3 protein-coding genes are annotated in these 18,553 nt (G+C 69.5%); 2 read left to right on the forward strand and 1 reads right to left on the reverse strand.

Features of this window, described 5'->3' with window-relative positions; translation table 11 throughout:
* Position 1: 1 nt before the first annotated feature.
* On the reverse strand, positions 2 to 11,116 hold the full coding sequence (locus WT16_RS20915) for a non-ribosomal peptide synthetase (RefSeq protein WP_063534118.1): 11,115 nt from the start codon (positions 11,114 to 11,116) through the stop codon (positions 2 to 4).
* A gap of 324 nt (positions 11,117 to 11,440) precedes the next feature.
* Between WT16_RS20915 and WT16_RS20920 the strand changes: the two genes are divergently transcribed.
* Both WT16_RS20920 and WT16_RS20925 read left to right on the forward strand, forming a co-directional pair.
* Positions 11,441 to 11,818 (forward strand): VOC family protein, encoded by a 378-nt coding sequence (locus WT16_RS20920; RefSeq protein WP_063534119.1) that lies wholly within the window; start codon positions 11,441 to 11,443, stop codon positions 11,816 to 11,818.
* A gap of 129 nt (positions 11,819 to 11,947) precedes the next feature.
* Positions 11,948 to 18,550 (forward strand): MupA/Atu3671 family FMN-dependent luciferase-like monooxygenase, encoded by a 6,603-nt coding sequence (locus WT16_RS20925; protein ID WP_231892093.1) that lies wholly within the window; start codon positions 11,948 to 11,950, stop codon positions 18,548 to 18,550.
* Positions 18,551 to 18,553 lie beyond the last annotated feature (3 nt).

Below are 18,553 nucleotides of genomic sequence, written 5' to 3' on the forward strand. Positions count from 1 at the left end.
GTCATTCAGCCTCCATGAGTGCCGCTTCGATGCGTTCGCGCATGACGCGCCGATCGAGCTTGCCGTTGTCGTTCAGCGGAATTGCCATGTCGCGATGCCAATGCCGCGGCACCATGTACGCCGGCAGTCGTTCGCCGCAATGCAGCCGGATGCGCTCCGTCGACAGTGCGTCGTCGGCCTGCAATACCGCATGCAGTTCGACCACGCCCGCGCGGCCCGCGACCGGCACCACGACGGCGCGGGACACCCCGCCGCACGCGCCGATCACATGCTCGATCTCCGCGCACTCGATCCGATGACCGGCGATCTTGACCTGTGAATCGATGCGTCCGAGCAGTTCGATCACGCCGTCGGCCCGATAGCGCGCGAGGTCGCCCGTCCGGTAGCGGCGTTCGCCGGTCAGCGCGTCGACGACGAAGGCCTGCGCGGTCAGATCGTCGCGCTGCCAGTATCCGTCGCTCAGGCTCGCGCCCGCGATCGTCAGTTCACCGGCGACGCCATCCGGACAGGACAGGCCAAAGCTGTCCACGATGTCGCAGCGCTGTCCGCGCAGCGGCATGCCGTATGGGATGCGGGTCCAGTCGGGGGCCACCGTGGCCACGGGAAAGGACACCGACCAGATGCCCGCCTCGGTCGCGCCGCCGAGCGACAGGAAGCGCGCGCCCGGCGCGAGCTCTCGCAGCGCGTCCGGCAGATGCAGTGCGATCCAGTCGCCGCTCAGCATCACCCAGCGCAGCGGCAGCGTGCCGATCCGCGCGGTCTTGCCCTTCGCATAGTCGACGAGCAGTTCGAACAACGCGGGCGCGGTGTTCCAGATCGTGACCCGATGTTCGACGCAAAGCGCCCACCAGGCCCCCGGCTCCATGCGCGCCGACGCATCCGGCATCACCAGCGCGGCGCCGGACGACAGCGTGCCGAACAGGTCGAACACGGACAGGTCGAAGCCGGGATCGGACAAACCGAGCACGCGGTCGCCCGCGCCGAGCCGCAGGCGGGCGCGCAGGTCGTCCAGCGTGTTCGCCACGGCGTGGCGGCGCATCATGACGCCCTTCGGCTCCCCGCTGCTGCCTGACGTGAACATCACGTACGCGAGCGCGGCGGAATCGAAGACCGGCTGGAATTCGCCCAGATCGGTCTCGTCGTCGCGCTCGGGAACGTGGAACGTCCGGACCGCCGGCCGATCCGGTCGCGACGGCAGGTCCGCGCCGTCCGAAAACGCATACCGGATGCCGTACCGGTCGATCACGCGGGCCACGCGCTCGCGCGGCCAGCGCAACGACAGCGGCACGTACGCGAAACCGGCCAGTTGCACGGCGAGCGCCGCTACCGCATAGCGCCAGCCGGGCGTCATATGGAGCGCCACGCACGTCGCGCCGTTGGCTTCGCGCGTCAGGCGCGCGGCAAGCCGCGTCGCGCGCGTCCACAGCGCGCCGTAGGTCAGCGTGCGGTCCGACGCAATGACGGCCGCCGCATCGGGCGCCTCACGGCATCGGCGCGCGAACCGGCTCAGATAGTCCTCGCCGGGTTCGCTCTCGCGTTCGGTCGCGCGACGGCGCGCGCGTTGCGCGGCGGGCAGCCGGACGGACGGCGCGTTCACTTCGTCCGCGGCGGTCAGCGCGGTCACCAGATCGCGGTAGGCCGCGAACATGTCGTCGATCACGCCCGGCGCGAACCGCTCGTCGACGCTGTCCCAGTGCAGGCGCACCAGACCGCCCTCGCCCACCACCTGGTTGTCGATCCACACGCCAGCCGTGCGCGTGATCCGGTGGCGCTCCGTGCCCAGCGACGCGAAGGACGCCGCGCCGCCGTCGAGCTCCGGGATATGCGTAAAGACATAGCGCATCGCGTCCTGAGTCGCCGACGCGTGCCGCGCTTCGCGGGCCACTTCGACGCCGCCATAGTCGCGATGGTCCAGGTCCGCAAGCAGGCGCGCGTGGACCGCGCGCGCGAACGCAAAGAACGACGCGGCGGGCGCGCCGTCGATTTCGAGCCACAGGACCGACGTGAAATCCCCCGCCACGCGATTGACGTGCGGGTGAACGGGCGGCCGGTCGAACCAGGTCAGCGTGATGGAAAACGCCTTTCGCTCCGACCAGCGTTGCAGCACCGCCACGTAAGCGGCGAGATACAGGCTGCTCGCCGGCACGCCAACGCGGGCGGCGAGCGCCGCGAGCGCCCGCTGCGCATCGGCATCGAGCGTGAGCGCGCGCCGCCTGACCACCGGCAAACGCGCATCGGCGTCGTTGCGCACCGGCAATGCCGGCATCCCCGGCAACGACGCGAGCCGTTCGCGCCAGTACCGCCGCGCCGCGTCCCGTATGGCCGGATCGGCGTGCCGGCGCCGGTGCTCGAGTACGTCGCGGAATGAAATGTCGAGCGCCGGCAGCGCGGCGTCCGGATCACGATAGAGCGTCGCACATTCGCGCGCGAGCATGCCGAGGCTCCACGCATCGGCGATCAGGAAGTCCACCTTGACGACGAGAATGTCCATCTCGGCCGAGAGCCGGAACACGCGCAAATCAAACAACGGCCCGCCATCGAGCGGGAGCGGCGCGAACGCGTGCCGCTCGCGCCATTCCAGCAGCACGGCCGCCTGGCGCGCCGGATCGAGATCGCGCAGGTCCCGGCAAGCGATGCGATACGGCCGCGCGGGCTGCACCGACAACTGGCCGTCACCATCGAACCGGGCGCGCAGCATGCCGTGACGCACAATCAGCCGATTCCACGCATGCGTGAGCCGGTCGGCGTCGAGGCGCGCGATTTCCCACTCCTGATACAGATGGCTGCCGCCGCCGTCGGATCCCGCCTGGTGGCGCGCGATCCAGTACGCCTGCTGCAACGGGGTGGGCGCGAACGGAACGGCCTCCGCGGCCGGGTCGCCGACGAGCGGCGTCGCGGCGGGCGCCGAGGTTCGTTGCGCGCGCACCAGTTGCGCCTCGTCGGCCAACGTCGGCGCGGCCAGCAACTCCGCGACGCTCAGCCGGCAACCGAACCTGCGCTCGATCAGGCCGCCCAGTTGCAGCAGCAACAGCGAATGACCGCCGGCTTCGTCGAAGCGACTGTCCCGCGTGACGTCCGCGTCCGGCAACAGTTCGCGCCACAGGCCGGCCAGCGCCGCCTCCACGTCGTCCAGCGAGGTCGCGGCGGCGCTTTCGAGACGGCGCGCGTTCGTCGTGCGCAATGCCGCACGATCGATCTTGCCGGTCGGCGTGAGCGGCATCTGCTCGAGCCGCCAGAACTGCGCGGGCCGCGCCTCCGCGCTCAACTGCGCGCGCAGCGCCTGCCGCCACGCGTCGGGATCGCATTCCGGCGCACACTGCAGGAAAGCGATCAGCACGCCGTGCTGCTCGATCACGGCGGCGCGCCGCACCCGCGGCAAGCGCTCGAGACATGCCTCGACACCGTCGAGATCGACGCGCACGCCGCGCACCTTGATCTGCCGGTCACGCCGGCCGACGATCTCCACGCCGTGCGGGCCGACCCGTGCGAGATCCCCGGTGCGGAACAGCCGGCTGTCGCCGCGCTCGCGCGCCCAAGGATTCGGCATGAAGCGCTCGGCGGTCAACGCGGGCTGCCCGAGGTAACCGTGCGCCAGCGCCGCGCCGCTCACATACAACTCGCCCTCGCCTCCCGGCGGCGCCGGGTCGAGGTTCGCATCGAGGACATGAAGGCACAGGTTGTCGAGCGGCGCGCCGACGGGAACGCCCGGTCCCGGATCGTCGGAGTCAGCGCACGCATCCAGTGCGAAAGCGCTGACATCCGCCGCCACCTCGGCGCTGCCATACAGGTTCAGGCATTGCACCGTGGGCAGCAGCGCGCTGACGCGTCGCGCAAGACCACGCGTCAGCGGCTCGCCGCTCACCGCGATGCGGCGCAACGCCAGCCTGGGCCGCGATGGGCGCAGTTCGAACTGCGTCAGCAGGGATTCGAGCAGGGTCGGCACCACGACGAGATGCGTGACGCGGTGCTGCTGCAACAGCTCGGCGATACGCCCGGCATCGCGGCATTCGGCATCGTCCGGCAGGACCAGCAGCGCGCCCGCGCACAATGGACCGAGTACTTCGCAGAACACGTCGACAAAGCTCGCCGCCGTCTTCGCCAGGCAGACATCGCCCGGCTCGAGCGGATAGCGCTTCAGTTGCCACGCGATGCGGTTGCTCAATCCGGCGCGCGTGCCGACGACGCCCCTCGGCTCGCCCGTGCTGCCGGACGTGAAGATCAAATAGGCCGGCAGCGCGCCTGCCGACGGCCAGCGTTCGAGGACCACCTGGTCCGGGTCCGAGACGCCGTCGACCGGTGCAACGTGCCGCCCGGACGGGAACGCGCCGCCCGCCCCCCGTTCGTCCGCGATGACGAACGCGGGCTGGCTCGCACGCAGCATTGCGTCGATGCGCACGGCGGGAAGCCGCGGGTCGATCAGCACCGCCGTCGCGCCCGCCTTCATGACGCCGAGCAGCGCCACGACCCAGCGAAACGAGCGCGGCACGATGATCGCGACGATCGCGCCGCGTGCGTCGCCGGCATCCAGCAAGCGCCGGGCCATGACCTGCACCGACGCGGCGAGCGTGCGATAGGAGTACTCGCGGTCGCCTTCGCGTAGCGCGATCCGCGCGGCATGTGCCGCCCACGCCGGCTCAAACAGGTCGCCGAGTTCCGGCACGGCGACCGGCGCGCCCGCCAGCCGCGAAGGCGTCATCTCCAGCCGCGTGACCGGCGCGACGCCGATCGTCAGCACATCCGCGTCGGGGGTCCGCGCGAACGCGCTCAGGATCGCGTCGAACTGCAACGCGAACGCGTCGGCCTGCTCCGGCGCGACGCGCGCGCGATCAAACGCCAGATAGAGCCGGTACGCACCCGTGGCGGCATCCCGGTCCACCCACAGCTTGAACGGATAGTGGGTCTTCTCTTCGCCGAAGTAGCCGCGAAGCTGCAACGCGCGGCCCAGCGCACCGGTGTCGGCGATCGCCTGCAGTTTGCGAAAGTGCGTGTAGTTGAAGCAGTTGTCGAACAGCGCCACGGACCAGGGCCGCTGAATGTCGCTCAAGGGCAGATGCCGGTGCGCGATCACCTGCGCCTCCGTGCGCATCAGCGCCGCGAGATAGCCGCCAACCGGCATCGATGCAAACACATGACGCAACGGCACCGTGTTCAGATACAGGCCCAGTACCTCCGCGCCGCCATCGGTCTCGACGCGGGTGTGCGTCTCCAGCCCGACGACGACATCCAGTGTCCCGCACCAGAGCGACAGGGCTCTCAGATAGGCGGCGAGCAGCACGACCTTCGGCGTCGCGCCATGCGCGCGTGCCACGGCGTCGACGGAACCGGCCGCGCCGAAGGGCATTTCACGGATCACGATGTCGGGCGGCGAATCCCCCGCGGACGGCGCGTTGCGCGTCACGCGGCTCGGCGCGCAGTCCTTCAGGTGTTCGCGCCAGAATGCGCGCGCGTCGTCGCGCGCCACGACGTCGCGTTCATGGCGCACGTAATCATGGAAGGTGAGCGCAGGGGGCGCGGGACGGACTGGCGCGTCGCCATCGAGGAGGCGACCGTAGTGCGCCACCAGTTCCGCCAGCAGCGACGTGGCGCTCCAGCCGTCGAGCAGCGCGTCATCCAGCAGCAGCAGCACATGCAGGACGGGGCCGGCGGGCAGCGCGAACAGATGGACGGCCCGCCCGATCGGATAATGTGCGGCCGGCGTCCGTTCCGCCAGCCAGTCGCGCACGGTCCGCCCGTGCAGCGCCTCGACGGTCACGGACGCGTCACCCGCCGGATAGACGATCTGCATCGGCTCGCTGTAGCCCGACGCGTCGATGACGGTGCGCAATACCGGATGCCGTTCGACGCAGCTCGACCATGCCTGTTCGAGCAGCGCGGGCTCGAACGCCACACGGCTTTCGAGTTCCGCCCACAGCACGTCGCGGTAGATCGTCGCATCGCCGTAACGGGACCGGTAATACACGATGCCCTGCTGCAACGCCGACAGCGGAAAGGCATCGACGGCCGCATCGGGCACGCGCCGGCGATCGTCGCCCGACAGCAGCGCGAACGGCTCGGCGCGCCGCGCCGGACCGGTGGGCGGCGCGGCCGCGTTCAGTCCGGCGAGCTGTGCGATCGTGGGCGCGCGATACAGGTCGGCGAGCGACATCCGGAACCCCGCCTTTTGCGCGCTTTCGATCACCAGCAGACCGCTGAGCGAATCGCCGCCCAGCGCGAAGAAGTTGGCGTCGGCGGCGACCGATTCGAGGCCGAGGTGCCGTGCGACGATGTCGCGGAGCATCGCCTCCCGCTCGCTCTCGGCGAGTCCGTCATCGTTCGGCCGGTCGGCGATGCGGGTGCGGAACCGCTGCGCGCGCTGCTCGACCCGGTTCGCCAGATCGGCGACCGGCGCTGCGGCTACGATCAGGCTTTCGAGCGCGCATCCGTCGATGAGGCGTTCGAGCGACGCGAGCGCTGTCGACGCCGGCAACCCGTGAGAAAGCGCATCGCCCGCGATCGCCAGCGCGGGCAGCACGCGTTCGTCGAGCGGCGCGAAACGCACGCCGGCCATCGCCAGCAAAGGCACGTCGTGCGCATCCGTCACGCAGACATCGGCGAGCACGAACTCTTGCGCTACGTCGCGAATCGCGACGTAGCTATAACGCGCGGCGGCTAGCGATGCCACCGCTCGAATCCGCCCGAATGCGACCGGCACGGAGAACGTGGCCGCGCATGACTGGATCGGCGCCAGCGCGGCATCCATCACCGCGGGATGCATGGGCCATTCGTCGAAGTCACGGTCCAGCGCGTCGACCCGCAATTCGACGCGATAGAGGCCGCCGCACCGGCGAACCTCGCCCAGGCAGCTCCAGCGCGGGCCGACGCTCAGGCGCGCGGGAAGCCGAACCGCGCACGGCGCGGCGCGCCCGTCCGAACAGGCCGCGATCCAGCGCGCCGGAACGTCGTCCAGAATCGGCTCGTCAGGCTGCGTCGCAACGGCCGTGCAGACCACTGCGCCGCTCGCGTCGCTGACGTCGAGCTTCCGGGACGCATCCGCGCGCGACACCGACAGCGCGACCCCGGCGCCGTCCGGCGCCAGCACAGGCGCAAGCAGCGCGACGTCGCTCAGATCCGCATCTGGCGCCACGCGCAGCAGCAGTGCGATATGGGCGGTTCCCGGCAACAGCGCGACACCATCGACCCGATGTTCGCGCAACAGCCATGCGTCGCGCGGCAAGACCACGTGTGCAGCGACGCCGCCGGCGTCGCGGGACCGGCCGGCCAACGCGGGTCGCGCGCCGCACCAGCCGCGCAACGCGCGCGCCATGCCCGTGTCCAGCCAAGTGTCCCAGGCAATCGACAGCACGCGCCACGGGGTCGCGCGGCTTCGTGCGAACGCGTCGAGATACGCGTTCGCCGAACAGTATTCGGCTTGCCCCACGCCGCCGAGCCAGGCGTTGACCGAGCTGGCCAGCACCATGAAATCGAGCGGCACGTGCGCGAACACCCGGCATAGCGCCTGCACGCCGCGAACTTTCGCCGCGCAGCGTCGCCAGGCCTGGTCGGGCTTCTTGGTCAGCAGCACGCCTTCGCCGCTCGCGCCCGCGCAGTGGAAGACACCGTGAATCGCGTGCAGCCCGCCGTCGATCCCGTCGCCCAGCCGCGCGAGTTGCGCGTCGCTTTCGACGTCCGCCTGAACGTAGACGATGGACGGATGCTGCTCGCAAAAGGCGCGCCAGTCGTCGAGCGCCGTCTGCGCGCGTCGCCCGCACACGAGCACGCGCGCGCCATAGGCGCTTGCCAGCCATGCCGCCAGCGCTCGCCCGATTCCGCCCGCGCCGCCTGTCACAAGATAGGTTCCGCCGGTGCGCAACACCGGACCGGGCGTCGCGGTCGCTTCGTCGAACCCTCCCGGCATGGTTTCGATACGCGGGGCGTACACGCGCGCGCCGCGCACGGCGAAGACGGCGAACGCGCCGTCAGCGTCCGCGTCGGCCGCGATCAGGGCCGCGGCGGTTCGCCAGCCCGCATCGTGTTCGATGCCATCGGAATCCTCCGCGACGTCGTACACCCGGCAGACGACGCCTGACGTTTCCTGAGGCAGCACGCGCGCAGGCCCCCACATCGCGGCCCGGTCGGCACTCGGCGACACGCCTTCAGCGTCAGTCAGTCCCGACGAGATCCAGTGAATGCACAGCGCCTGTTTCGCGTCCGTCGGCCCTGCCGCGATCGCGCTCGCGAATGCGAGCGCACAGGCGAGCGACGTGTCGAACGGAAGCGCGGTCGCACCCGCGCCGTCGAAATAGATCAGCGACGCGGGAACGTTCGCTGCCGCTTGCCCGGCCCACGCGCGCCGCCACGCTGCGACGGAGGTGAAGTCGAAGCACTGCGAAGCGGCCCTGCGCGCATCGTGCGCGACGCCGTCGGGCACATGCATCCATACGTCGAGCTCGCCCATCGCGGCGAGACTGTCGCGCAACGTATCGGGCAACGGCGTCGCCGCGACGCACAGGAGCCGGCCTGGACCGCGAGCGGGAACCCGGCGACGCGAATCGCGCACCCAATGCAGATGCGCGACGTGGGCATTCTTGCCCGCTTCGGGGCGCGGCACGTCAGGTTTCGCCTGATACGTCAGCGTCGTTCGCTTGAATGGATAGCCGGGCGCCGACGTCGTACGCGGACGGGACCGATGCAGCCGGGTCCAGTCGACATCGACGCCGCGCGTCCACAGCTCGGCTAGCGGACGCACGCCTGCCGCTTCGTCGAACCCATCCGCGATGACCGTACACGAGGAAAGCGCGTCGAGGCACCGTGCAAACGGCGAGTCCGGCGCGGTCCCGACGCCGATCCGTTGAAGAATCGCCGCGCCGCCGGACAGTGCGCTCAGCACTGTGTCTGCCAAGCGCGCGGGCGCGTGGGCGCGCATCGCCCAGTGCGACGGCTGACGCGCGTCGTTTCGCGTCAGCCAGCCGCCCGTGACGCACGATGCGACGGGAATCGCCGGATGAGCCGTCTCGACATCCAGCAGACCCTCGGCAAGCGAGGCGGCGGCCCATGACGGCGACGCGCGCCACGCGTCCGCCTCGTCAACGTCGCGTTGCCGGCCGGCCCCGCCATCGGCATCCGCCGAGGTCGCCGAGGTTGCCGCGGACGGCGCGAGCCGGTTCGCGCAGCGCTGCGCCAGTTCGAGCGCATCGTCCGGCGAGAACATCCCGGATACGGTCGCGGCGATCAGTTCGCCGATCCCTTCGCCCAGCAGCGCGCGCGGCGCCACCCCGCATGCCAGGTAATGCTGCGCCAGCGCGTAGCCATGAACGAACGTCGCCAGATACGCACTGCGCGCATCGTGCACGCGCGTCTCGTCCGCCGCATGCGCGTGGCCGCCGAGCAACCATTGCCGCACCCGCGCCGCCGCGCGTGCATCGAGTCGGCCGAGCAGCCGGTCGAGGTTCGCCGCGAACACCGGCGCATTGCGATAGGACGTCGCGCCAGCGCCGGCGAACGGCATGCATTCGCCGGAAAACGCCCAGATCACGCCCGGTGCGACGTCCGGCGCCGGTTCGGCGCCCTCGGTGCGCAAACAGGAAAGATCTCCGCGCACGCCATCGCGCCGCGCCAGCAACACGCCGCGATGACGGCCCCGCCCGCGCCTGCGCTGCAGCGTGTGGGCGAGGTCCGGCAACCCGGCCGGCGGCGCAGCGCGCGTCGCCTCGACGAGCACGTCCAGGTAACGCTGCAGCGAATCGACATGCGGCGCGACGAGCGGCATCGCCTGCATCGCGCCGTCGCATCCCGCGCATGCCGCGTCGCCGCTCGTGTCAGGCGCCTCCTGCAGCACGACGTGCGCGTTCGTGCCGCCGATGCCGAACGAACTGACGCCAGCCAGCCGCGCGCGCGTTCCGCGCGGCCACGGCGCGACTTGGTCGCAAATCGAGAATCGTCCGTCGGTCGGAAGGGCCGCGGTTTCGCTGGAGACATTCAGCGTCGGCGGCAGCACGCCGTGATGCAGGCTCAACGCGGTCTTGATCAGCCCGGCGATGCCGGCCGCGTTGTCCGTGTGCCCAAGATTGCCCTTCACCGAGCCGAGCAGGCAGCGCCGCCCAGACGATCCGGCCGCGCCGAACGCCTGATCGAGCGCGCGCAATTCGATGCGGTCGCCGACCGCCGTGCCGGTGCCATGCGCTTCGACGTAATCGATGTCGTCGCCGCTCACGCCCGCCACCGCGTGCGCCATGCGAATCACTTCGGCCTGCCCGCGCTCGCCGGGCGCGGTGTATCCCGCCTTGTCGGCCCCATCGTTGTTGACGGCCGACCCGCGAATCACCGCGTAGATGCGGTCGCCGGCCGCGCGTGCGTCCGCGCATCTCCGCAGCACGACCACGCCGACGCCATCGCTGAAAACCGTCCCGCCCGCATCGCGCGCGAATGGCCGGCACACGCCGTCCCGCGCCTCGATGCCGTCCGCGAAATGGCGATAGCCCTGCTGCAACGGAAAATGAACGCTCGCGCCGCCCGCCAATGCGACATCGCAATCGCCGTCGAGAATCGATTGGCACGCCAAATGCACGGCGACCAGCGACGTCGAGCAGGCGCTCTGCACCGTGACTGCCGGGCCATCTAAATCGAGTTTATAAGCCACTCTTGAAGTGGCCGTATCCTTGTCATTGGCAATACCGGCGCGCCACCGGTCGAGTCCACTCCATTTGCGCAGATCATTTGACAAATGCGTGACAAGATAGGTGTTAAAGCCGACGCCGCCATATACGCCAATCCGCTCGTCTTTATCGTCCGCGAGCGCGGCGTCTTCGAGAGCATGCCAACAGGTTTCGAGAAAGATGCGCTGCTGTGGATCCAGCAAGGCCGCTTCTTCGGGCGCATAGCCGAAAAACGCGGCGTCGAAATCGAGCGCATTATCAAGGCTGCCATTCGCCCTGACATAAGCGCTATCGGCAAGAACTTCCGGCGTAACTCCGGCGGAACGCAATACGTCGTCGGACAGCAGGCGAATAGCGCTGCGACTTTCCAGCAGAAAACGCCAGAATGCCTGGACATCGCTCACGCCCGGAAAACGGCACGCGATGCCGACAATGGCGATCGCTCCATGCTCGCCGGACAGCGTAAGCCCCTGATTCTCTTGCATTCTGACTCGATCCCGCTCGTATCGTGTCTACGCCCGCACACGCCGCTCTGCCGCCCCGCGGACATTGACTGCCCGCGCCTCTCACCGTCGGCCGTTCACTCAAAAAATAAGGCAGCCGCTTCTTTCCCCCATGCCGCCGCCCCGGTTTTACGCGGTCGCTTACGACATGTAAGTCGCGCAGGAGTATGACATAGAGGCTCCAAGAAACGCAAATCATTCTCGCTACCAATAGCAATTACAAATTGAATCGGCTACTCTATCGTGGCATTACGTCTCCCTGACATACGACTGCCCACCCTCTTATCTGATGAAGCAGGAGCTCCAATGACCCTTCCCATGACTCGTGTGATTCTTTACGTCCACGACGTGGCGCTGCTTAAGTCGTTCTATCAAAAGTATTTCGATCTGCCGATCGTCGAGGAAATAGACGGCGAATGGGTGGTATTCAAGGCGGGAGAAATCGAACTGGCTCTGCACCTGGCCGGCGAGGCCTATCAGAAGAAGCCCGCGGCGCCCGCTCGACGGCGCACCAACACGAAATTCGTGTTCTTGATCGGAACGGGCATTGCCGAGCATCACGATCAGCTCGCGGCGGACGGCGTCGTCGTGCAGCCGATGAAGCGTTACGACGGCTTCGCTTATCAGATGTACGACGGCGTCGATCCGGAAGGCAACGTATTCCAGGTCATGCAGTTCGACTGACGCCGTCCGCTTTCCCGTTTCTGCCGTTGCTTTCGATCATCCGCGATTTCACAGGCCCGAGCGCCATTCATGACTACGCCCTCCCTGCTGGCGGACGCCCCGGGCCCGACGTGTTCCAGAACGCTTCCCATGACGCTGGGACAACGGCGGCTGTGGACGCTCGAACAACGTCATCCCGGCAGCGCCGCCTACCACCACCTCAGCGCGCTGCGACTCGCGGGTCCGCTGGACGAGGCCGCGCTGCGCGTGTGCCTGCAGCAAGCCGTCGACGCGCACGACAGCCTGCGCATGCGCTTCCCGCGCGTGAACGGCGAGCCGGTGTGCCGGATCGACGCGCGCTGCGCGCTGCCGTTGCGGCGCTACGATCTGAGCGGAATCGATGCGGATGCGTGCGACGCAGCGCTCCGGCAGTTGGCGCACGAAGAAGTCCGGCGCGCGTTCGATCTGGAAGCCGGGCCGCTGCTGCGCGCGAGTCTGCTGTCGATCGCGCCCGGACAAGCCGTTCTGCTGCTCTGCTTTCACCACATGATCACGGATGGCTGGTCATTAGGCATCCTGGTCAATGACATCGCGACGCGATATCGCGCCTATATATCGAACGACGCGCCGCCCCGGGACACTGCGCCCCGCCCCGCGCGCGAGACGATCGACGACTATGTCTCCCAGACGCTCGGCGCGATCGGGACGCCCGCCCATCTCGCGTCGCTGAACTACTGGCAACAGCAGTTGGCTGGCCTGAGATGGACGCGGATTCCGGTCGACGCCGCGCCGGCGGCACACGCGCCGGTCTCCCGGCGGGGCCGCACGCTGCGCCGCCGTTTCGACGACGTGCCGACGGCGCTCGACGCGCCGGCGCGCAAGCTGTGCGTAACGCGCTATCAGTTGTTGCTGAGCGCGTTCCTGCTGTACCTGTCCCGACGTTGCGGCAGCAACGATGTCGCGATCGCGACGCTGCTCGCCAACCGCAACACGCGCGCCCGGCAGCACCTCGTCGGCTACCTCGCCAACACGGTCGTGGTTCGGCATCGTTTCGCGCCGGACCAGCGGGCGGCCGAACTCGTCTCCGGCGTGGCGGCCACGGTCCGCGATCTGCTGCGGCACGGCGAGGTGTCGCTGTACAGCATCGCGGAGCACATCCCGCAAGCGGTATCGCGGGAGCCGTCCATTCTGTTCGCTTTCCAGAACAACCCGTTGCCGCCGATGCAGCTCGGCGACGTGGCGCTGACGACGCTCGACCTCGAAACGGGTTGCGCAAAATTCGATCTCAGCGTCTATGTCGCGGAAAGCGAAGGCAGTCTCGATCTGTGGATCGAATACGATACGGGGCTTTATCGCGACGCGAGCATCGCGTCGCTCATCGAGGGCTTCCGCGCGACGATTGACGCACTGTGCGCGGCGCTCGCCGATCCCGACACGAGCGTCGAGCGGCGGCTCTCCGGCGTCGTCGCGCCGTCCGCGCTGCTCGGCGCCGATCCGGTCGCGAACCCGGACGCGTCGCTGCTCCGCGCGCTGCTGGACTGCGCGGCGCGCACGCCGGACGCGGTCGCGCTCGAAGCCGACGGCCAGATCCTCACCTTTGCCCGCATGCGCGACGGCGTCGCGTCGATCGCCGCCGCCCTCGATCGGCTTGGCGCGGCGCCGGGCGAACGCGTCGCGATACTTGGCGAACGCACCCCGGCCACGCTGTGCACGATCTGGGCCTGCCTCGCGCTCGGTCTCACCTACCTGCCGCTCGCGCGCGATCTACCGAACGCGAAGCTGCGGCTCATCCTCGACGATGCGGCGCCCGACTGGCTGCTCGCCGACGCGCCCGTGCACGATCTGCCGGGCGCGTGGCGGGTGGTGTCGCCCTGGCTCGCGGGTCCGCCGGCGCACGCGGCGCTCGCGCGCGCGGCGTCGTTGCCGCCGATGCTGCCGGCCTACCTGCTCTACACGTCCGGATCGACGGGCCGCCCCAAAGGCGTCCTCGTGTCGCGCGCCAACCTGGACGCCTTCTGCGCGGCGATGGACCAGACCGTGCCCCGCACACGCTCGGATGTCTGGCTCGCGGTGTCGAGCCTGTCGTTCGACATTTCCGCCGTCGAACTCCTGTGGGCAATGAGCCGGGGCTTCCGGGTCCGGGTCGACACCCTGGCGGCGCTCTGCGCGTCGCGCGCGCCGCGCACGCGCGAGGACGCCGGCCCGATCCCGTCGCTGAGCGCCTTCTACTTCGGGTCCACGGACCTGTACGCGCCCGACGAGCACCTCCGGATCCTCGAGCACACGGCCCAATGGGCCGATCGCCACGGCTTCCACGCGCTCTGGACGCCCGAGCGTCACTTCTCGTCGTTCGGCGGTTTTTTCTCGAACCCCGCCCTGACCTGCACGCATCTCGCCGCGCTCACCGAGCGCATTGCGATTCGCGCCGGCAGCGTCATCGGTCCGCTGCATCATACTGTCCGGCTGGCGGAGGACTGGGCCGCCGTCGCGCGGCTGTCGGGCGGCCGCGCCGGCCTCTCGCTCGCCCCGGGCTGGAATCCGGCCGATTTCGTGCTCGCCGGGCGACCGGTCGCGGAACGCGCGGACACCGTGGCGCAGCAGGTGCGCGACCTGAGGCGGCTATGGAACGGCGAGCCGATCGCGTTTCGCGATGCCGACGGACGCTATTTCAACGCCCGCATGCCGCGTGTGTCGCGCGCCGACGTCCCGCTCGCGTTGACGGTGTCGAACCGCCCCGAGCAGTTCGAACTCGCGGCGGAACAGGGACTTGACGTACTCACGCATTTGCTCGAACAGGACGTGACGCAGCTATCGCGCAATATCGAGCGTTACCGCCAAACCTGGCAGACCTGTCACGGCGAGGCGAGCCCGCCGGGCCGCGTCGTGCTGATGCTGCACACCTACCTCGACGCCGACGACGACACGGCGTCCGCCGTCGCCCAGCCATTTCTCGCCCGCTATCTGGCCAGCGCGCGCAACGCGCTGCGCAGTCTCGCGAACGGCCATGAGACGCCCGAGCCGCACACGGAAAGCGGGCTGCTCGACAGCGCCGCCCGGCAGCTCATCGCCGAGCGCAGCCTGATCTGCGGCGCGGGGACGGCGAGGCGGCGGCTGCGGCAACTGCAACGGCTCGGCGTAGACGAAATCGCCTGCCTGATCGATTTCGGCCCCGATCGCGCAGCCATCCTCGCCAGCCTGGAGCGGCTCGCAACGGTGCGCGACACCGCCTGCCAGCCGCGCGCCGAACCCGTCGCGCCGCCGCCCGCGACCCACTTGCAATGCACGCCGTCGGCCGCACGGCTGCTCGTCGCGCGTGCGGACGGTCTGCCCGCGCAACTGGACAGACTCGCCTGCTGGGCGATCGGCGGCGAGGCCCTCGACGACGCGCTGGCGCGGCAGTTGCGCCAGTCGACCGACGCGACCCTGCTGAACCTGTATGGCCCGACCGAAGCGACGATATGGGCCACCTGCGCCGCCATTCCCGCGCGGCGCGTCGGGCCGCTCAGCATCGGCCGGCCGCTGGCGGGCACGCGCGTCCATCTGCTGGACGACGCGCTGCGCCCCGTGCCGCCGGGCGTCGAAGGGCAGATCCATCTCGGCGGCGCGGGCGTCTCGCAAGGGTACTGGCGACAACCCGCGCTGAGCGCGGCAGCCTTCATCCCGGATCCGTTCGGCGGGCCCGGCGCGCGCCTGTACGCCACGGGCGACTACGGCCGCATCACTGCGTCCGGGACGCTCGAATTCACTGGCCGCCGCGACAGTCAGATCAAGCTTCATGGCCATCGCGTCGAACTGACGGGCCTGCGCGACACGCTGCTGCAGCATTCCGCCGTGGCGGATGCGTACGTTCATCCGAGTGCGGACGCGGCGACGCACAGCGGGCCGCGGATCGTCGCCTTCGTCGTGCCGCGCGAGCCGGCGGGCGACGCACTGGCCGCCGATTTGCGCGACCACCTCGGCCATTACTGGGAGCTCGGCAGCCAGCCGCACGACATTGTTCTCGTGCCGTCGATTCCGCTCACCGCCAGCCAGAAGACCGACACTCGGCGTCTTGACGCCATGCATCGCGCGCACCTCGAACAAGCGTCATCCGTCGCGCCGACGTGCGTCGACGATCCCCGGTCAGCCGCGGCCCGCGCCGAACTGATCGACATCTGGCGGACGGCGCTGCCCGGCTTCGAGGCCGGCGCGGATTTTCATCGCGCGGGCGGCAATTCGCTGATCGCGGTGCGGCTGCTGGCGCAGGCGAACGCCCGCTTCGGCGTCGACCTCACGCTGCAGGACTTTTACCGCTCGCCGACGCTGGCCGGTCATCTGCGCGCGATCCTCGAGAGCGGCGCCCGCGCGCCAGCAGGCGCGCTGACGCGCATCGCACGACGCGGCGACTATCCGACCTCGTTCGCGCAGCGCGCGATGCTCATTCTCGACGCGATGGGCCATGCGCGTCGCGACGCCTATCACGATCATGTCGTGCTCGAACTCGACGGTGCGCTGTCGATCGACGCGCTCCGGCGAGCCTATGCGACGCTGTTGCAGCGTCACCGCATCTTCACCACCGCCTACCGCTTCGAGGCAGGCGACTACCTGCAGGTATGGCGCGACGATGTCCCGCCTGATTTTCGTATCGTCGACGCCCCGGCGTCCCGTCACGAAGCCCTCCTGAGCGCTTTCGTCGAGGAGCCGTTCGATCTGGCCAGCGGCCGGGTCGTGCGCGCGCTGCTGCTGCCGATTGGGGGCTCCGCGTCGCGCCTGTGCGTCGCCATCCATCACGTCGTCAGCGACGGCGCGACCTTGCGGATGATGCTGGAAGAATTGCTACACCACTACCAGCGGGCCATGGACGGCCAGCCGGTGAACGCGGCCGAGGCCGACTGGCAGTACGTCGATTTCGCGCACTGGCAGCGCCAGCACGTCGATGCCCGCCGCGCGGAACTGGAAGCCTTCTGGAGCAGCCAGCTCGCCCGCGGCCGCTGCGCCACGCGCATCGGGCCGGCGCGCGCGCCGGTCGACGCCGGCCCGATGCCCGCGGCCGGACACCTGCACATCGAAATCGACGCCGCCGCAACGCGGATCATCGACGAACAGGTCGTCACGCATCGCATCGGCGAACTGGCCGTGCTGACCGCGCCCCTCGTTCTCGTGCTCGAGCAACCCAGCGCGGACGCGCCCGTCGCGATCGCCACCGATGCGCGCAACCGCGAACGTCCGGAGTTCGAGCGCATTCCCGGCATGATGGTCAACCAGTTGCTGCTGGCCATGCGCATGCCCGACGCGGGCGACCTCGACACGGTCCTGCAAGCCTGTCAGCGCCAGATCGCCGATGCGTTCAGCCATCAGGCGTATCCGTACGAGCGGCTGGTCGCGCTGTCGCGCAAATCGCCGGCAGGGCCCGACGGCACGGCGCTGTTCGACGTCAAGTTCGTGCTGAACGATGCGCGCACACCGGTCGCCGCACCTGGCTTTCACATCGTCGAGCGCACGCTGCCGCCGCGCGTCGCGAAGTTCGGCATGCTCATCAACATCGCGCGCGACGGCGACCGCTTCACGGGAAGCATCGTGTTCGACAGCCGCCGCTACTCGGCCGATGCCGTCCGGCAACTATGGGACGACTACCGCTTCATGCTCGAACACCTGCCGCGCATGCGCGACGTGCGCGACGCGCGACACGCGCTGGCGGCGCGGCGCAGCCGCGGCGACGCGCCACGCGGCCCGACGCCCGAAGCCGCGCGCGCTCCGGACATGCCGTCGCTGCTGATGCAGTTGCGCAATGCGCGCCGCCAGCCGTTGGCGCCCGCGCGCGCGATGCTGCGCGTGCTCGCGGAGGACGCCGGCTGCCCCGTGCCCAGGATCGAACCGGAGCGTCCCGGCACGCCGCTCGCGACCGTGATCGCGGAAGCGAGAAGCGCCATCGTCGAACACGTTCAACGCGACGGCGCGGTCTTGCTGAAAGGTTTCGCCGGCGTCACAGCCGCCGAACTCACGCGGGTCGCGACCGACCTGTGCGGTGAACTCGTCCCGTACATCGAACGGTCGACGCCGCGCATCCGCCTGGGCGATTCGCTCTACACGGCGACGGAATACCCGGCGCACCAGCGTATCGACCTGCACAATGAAAATGCCTATGCGCATCGCTGGCCGGGGACCCTGTTCTTCTGGTGCGCGCAGCCCGCCTCGTCGGGCGGCGAAACGCTGCTGGCGGATTCCCGCCGCATCCTCGCCCGGCTTCCGGACGCGCTGCGCGACACGTTCCTGCGCAAAGGCGTGCTGTACCGGCGCGAGCTCGGCCCACCGCTCGGCATGGCGTGGCAGTACGTGTTTCAGTGCGACCAGCGCAACGAAGCCGACGCCCTCGGCCGCGCCGCGGGCTACCAGATCACCTGGCGTTCGGACGAACGCGTCAGCCTGGCCCGTGTCGCGGACGCGGTCGCGACGCATCCTGTCACCGGCGCCGCGTGCTGGTTCAACCACGCGCTGTTCTTCCACGAAAGCAGCCTGCCCGACGGCATTCGCGACGGTCTGCGCACGCTGTACGGGGAAGACTACCTGCCTCATCAGTCGTTCTACGGGGACGGCTCGCCGATCGATCAGCCCGCGCTCGATGCGCTCCGCTCGGCGCATCGGCATTGCGAACGCACGCTGCGGCTGGAACAGGACGATGTGTTGATCATCGACAACCTGCTGATGGCCCACGGCCGTTGCGCGTATGAAGGCCCGCGCGACATCCGGCTGATCATGGGAAAAACAATCGAATGACAT

This window comes from Burkholderia sp. MSMB1589WGS (assembly GCF_001636105.1).
GTDB classification, from domain to species: Bacteria; Pseudomonadota; Gammaproteobacteria; order Burkholderiales; family Burkholderiaceae; genus Burkholderia; species Burkholderia humptydooensis.

Excerpts from the sequence above, each read along its gene's own strand:
- WT16_RS20920 (WP_063534119.1), top strand. The coding sequence starts at position 11,441 with ATGACCCTTCCCATGACTCGTGTGATTCTTTACGTCCACGACGTGGCG.
- WT16_RS20915 (WP_063534118.1), bottom strand. The coding sequence starts at position 11,116 with ATGCAAGAGAATCAGGGGCTTACGCTGTCCGGCGAGCATGGAGCGATC.
- WT16_RS20925 (WP_231892093.1), top strand. The coding sequence starts at position 11,948 with ATGACGCTGGGACAACGGCGGCTGTGGACGCTCGAACAACGTCATCCC.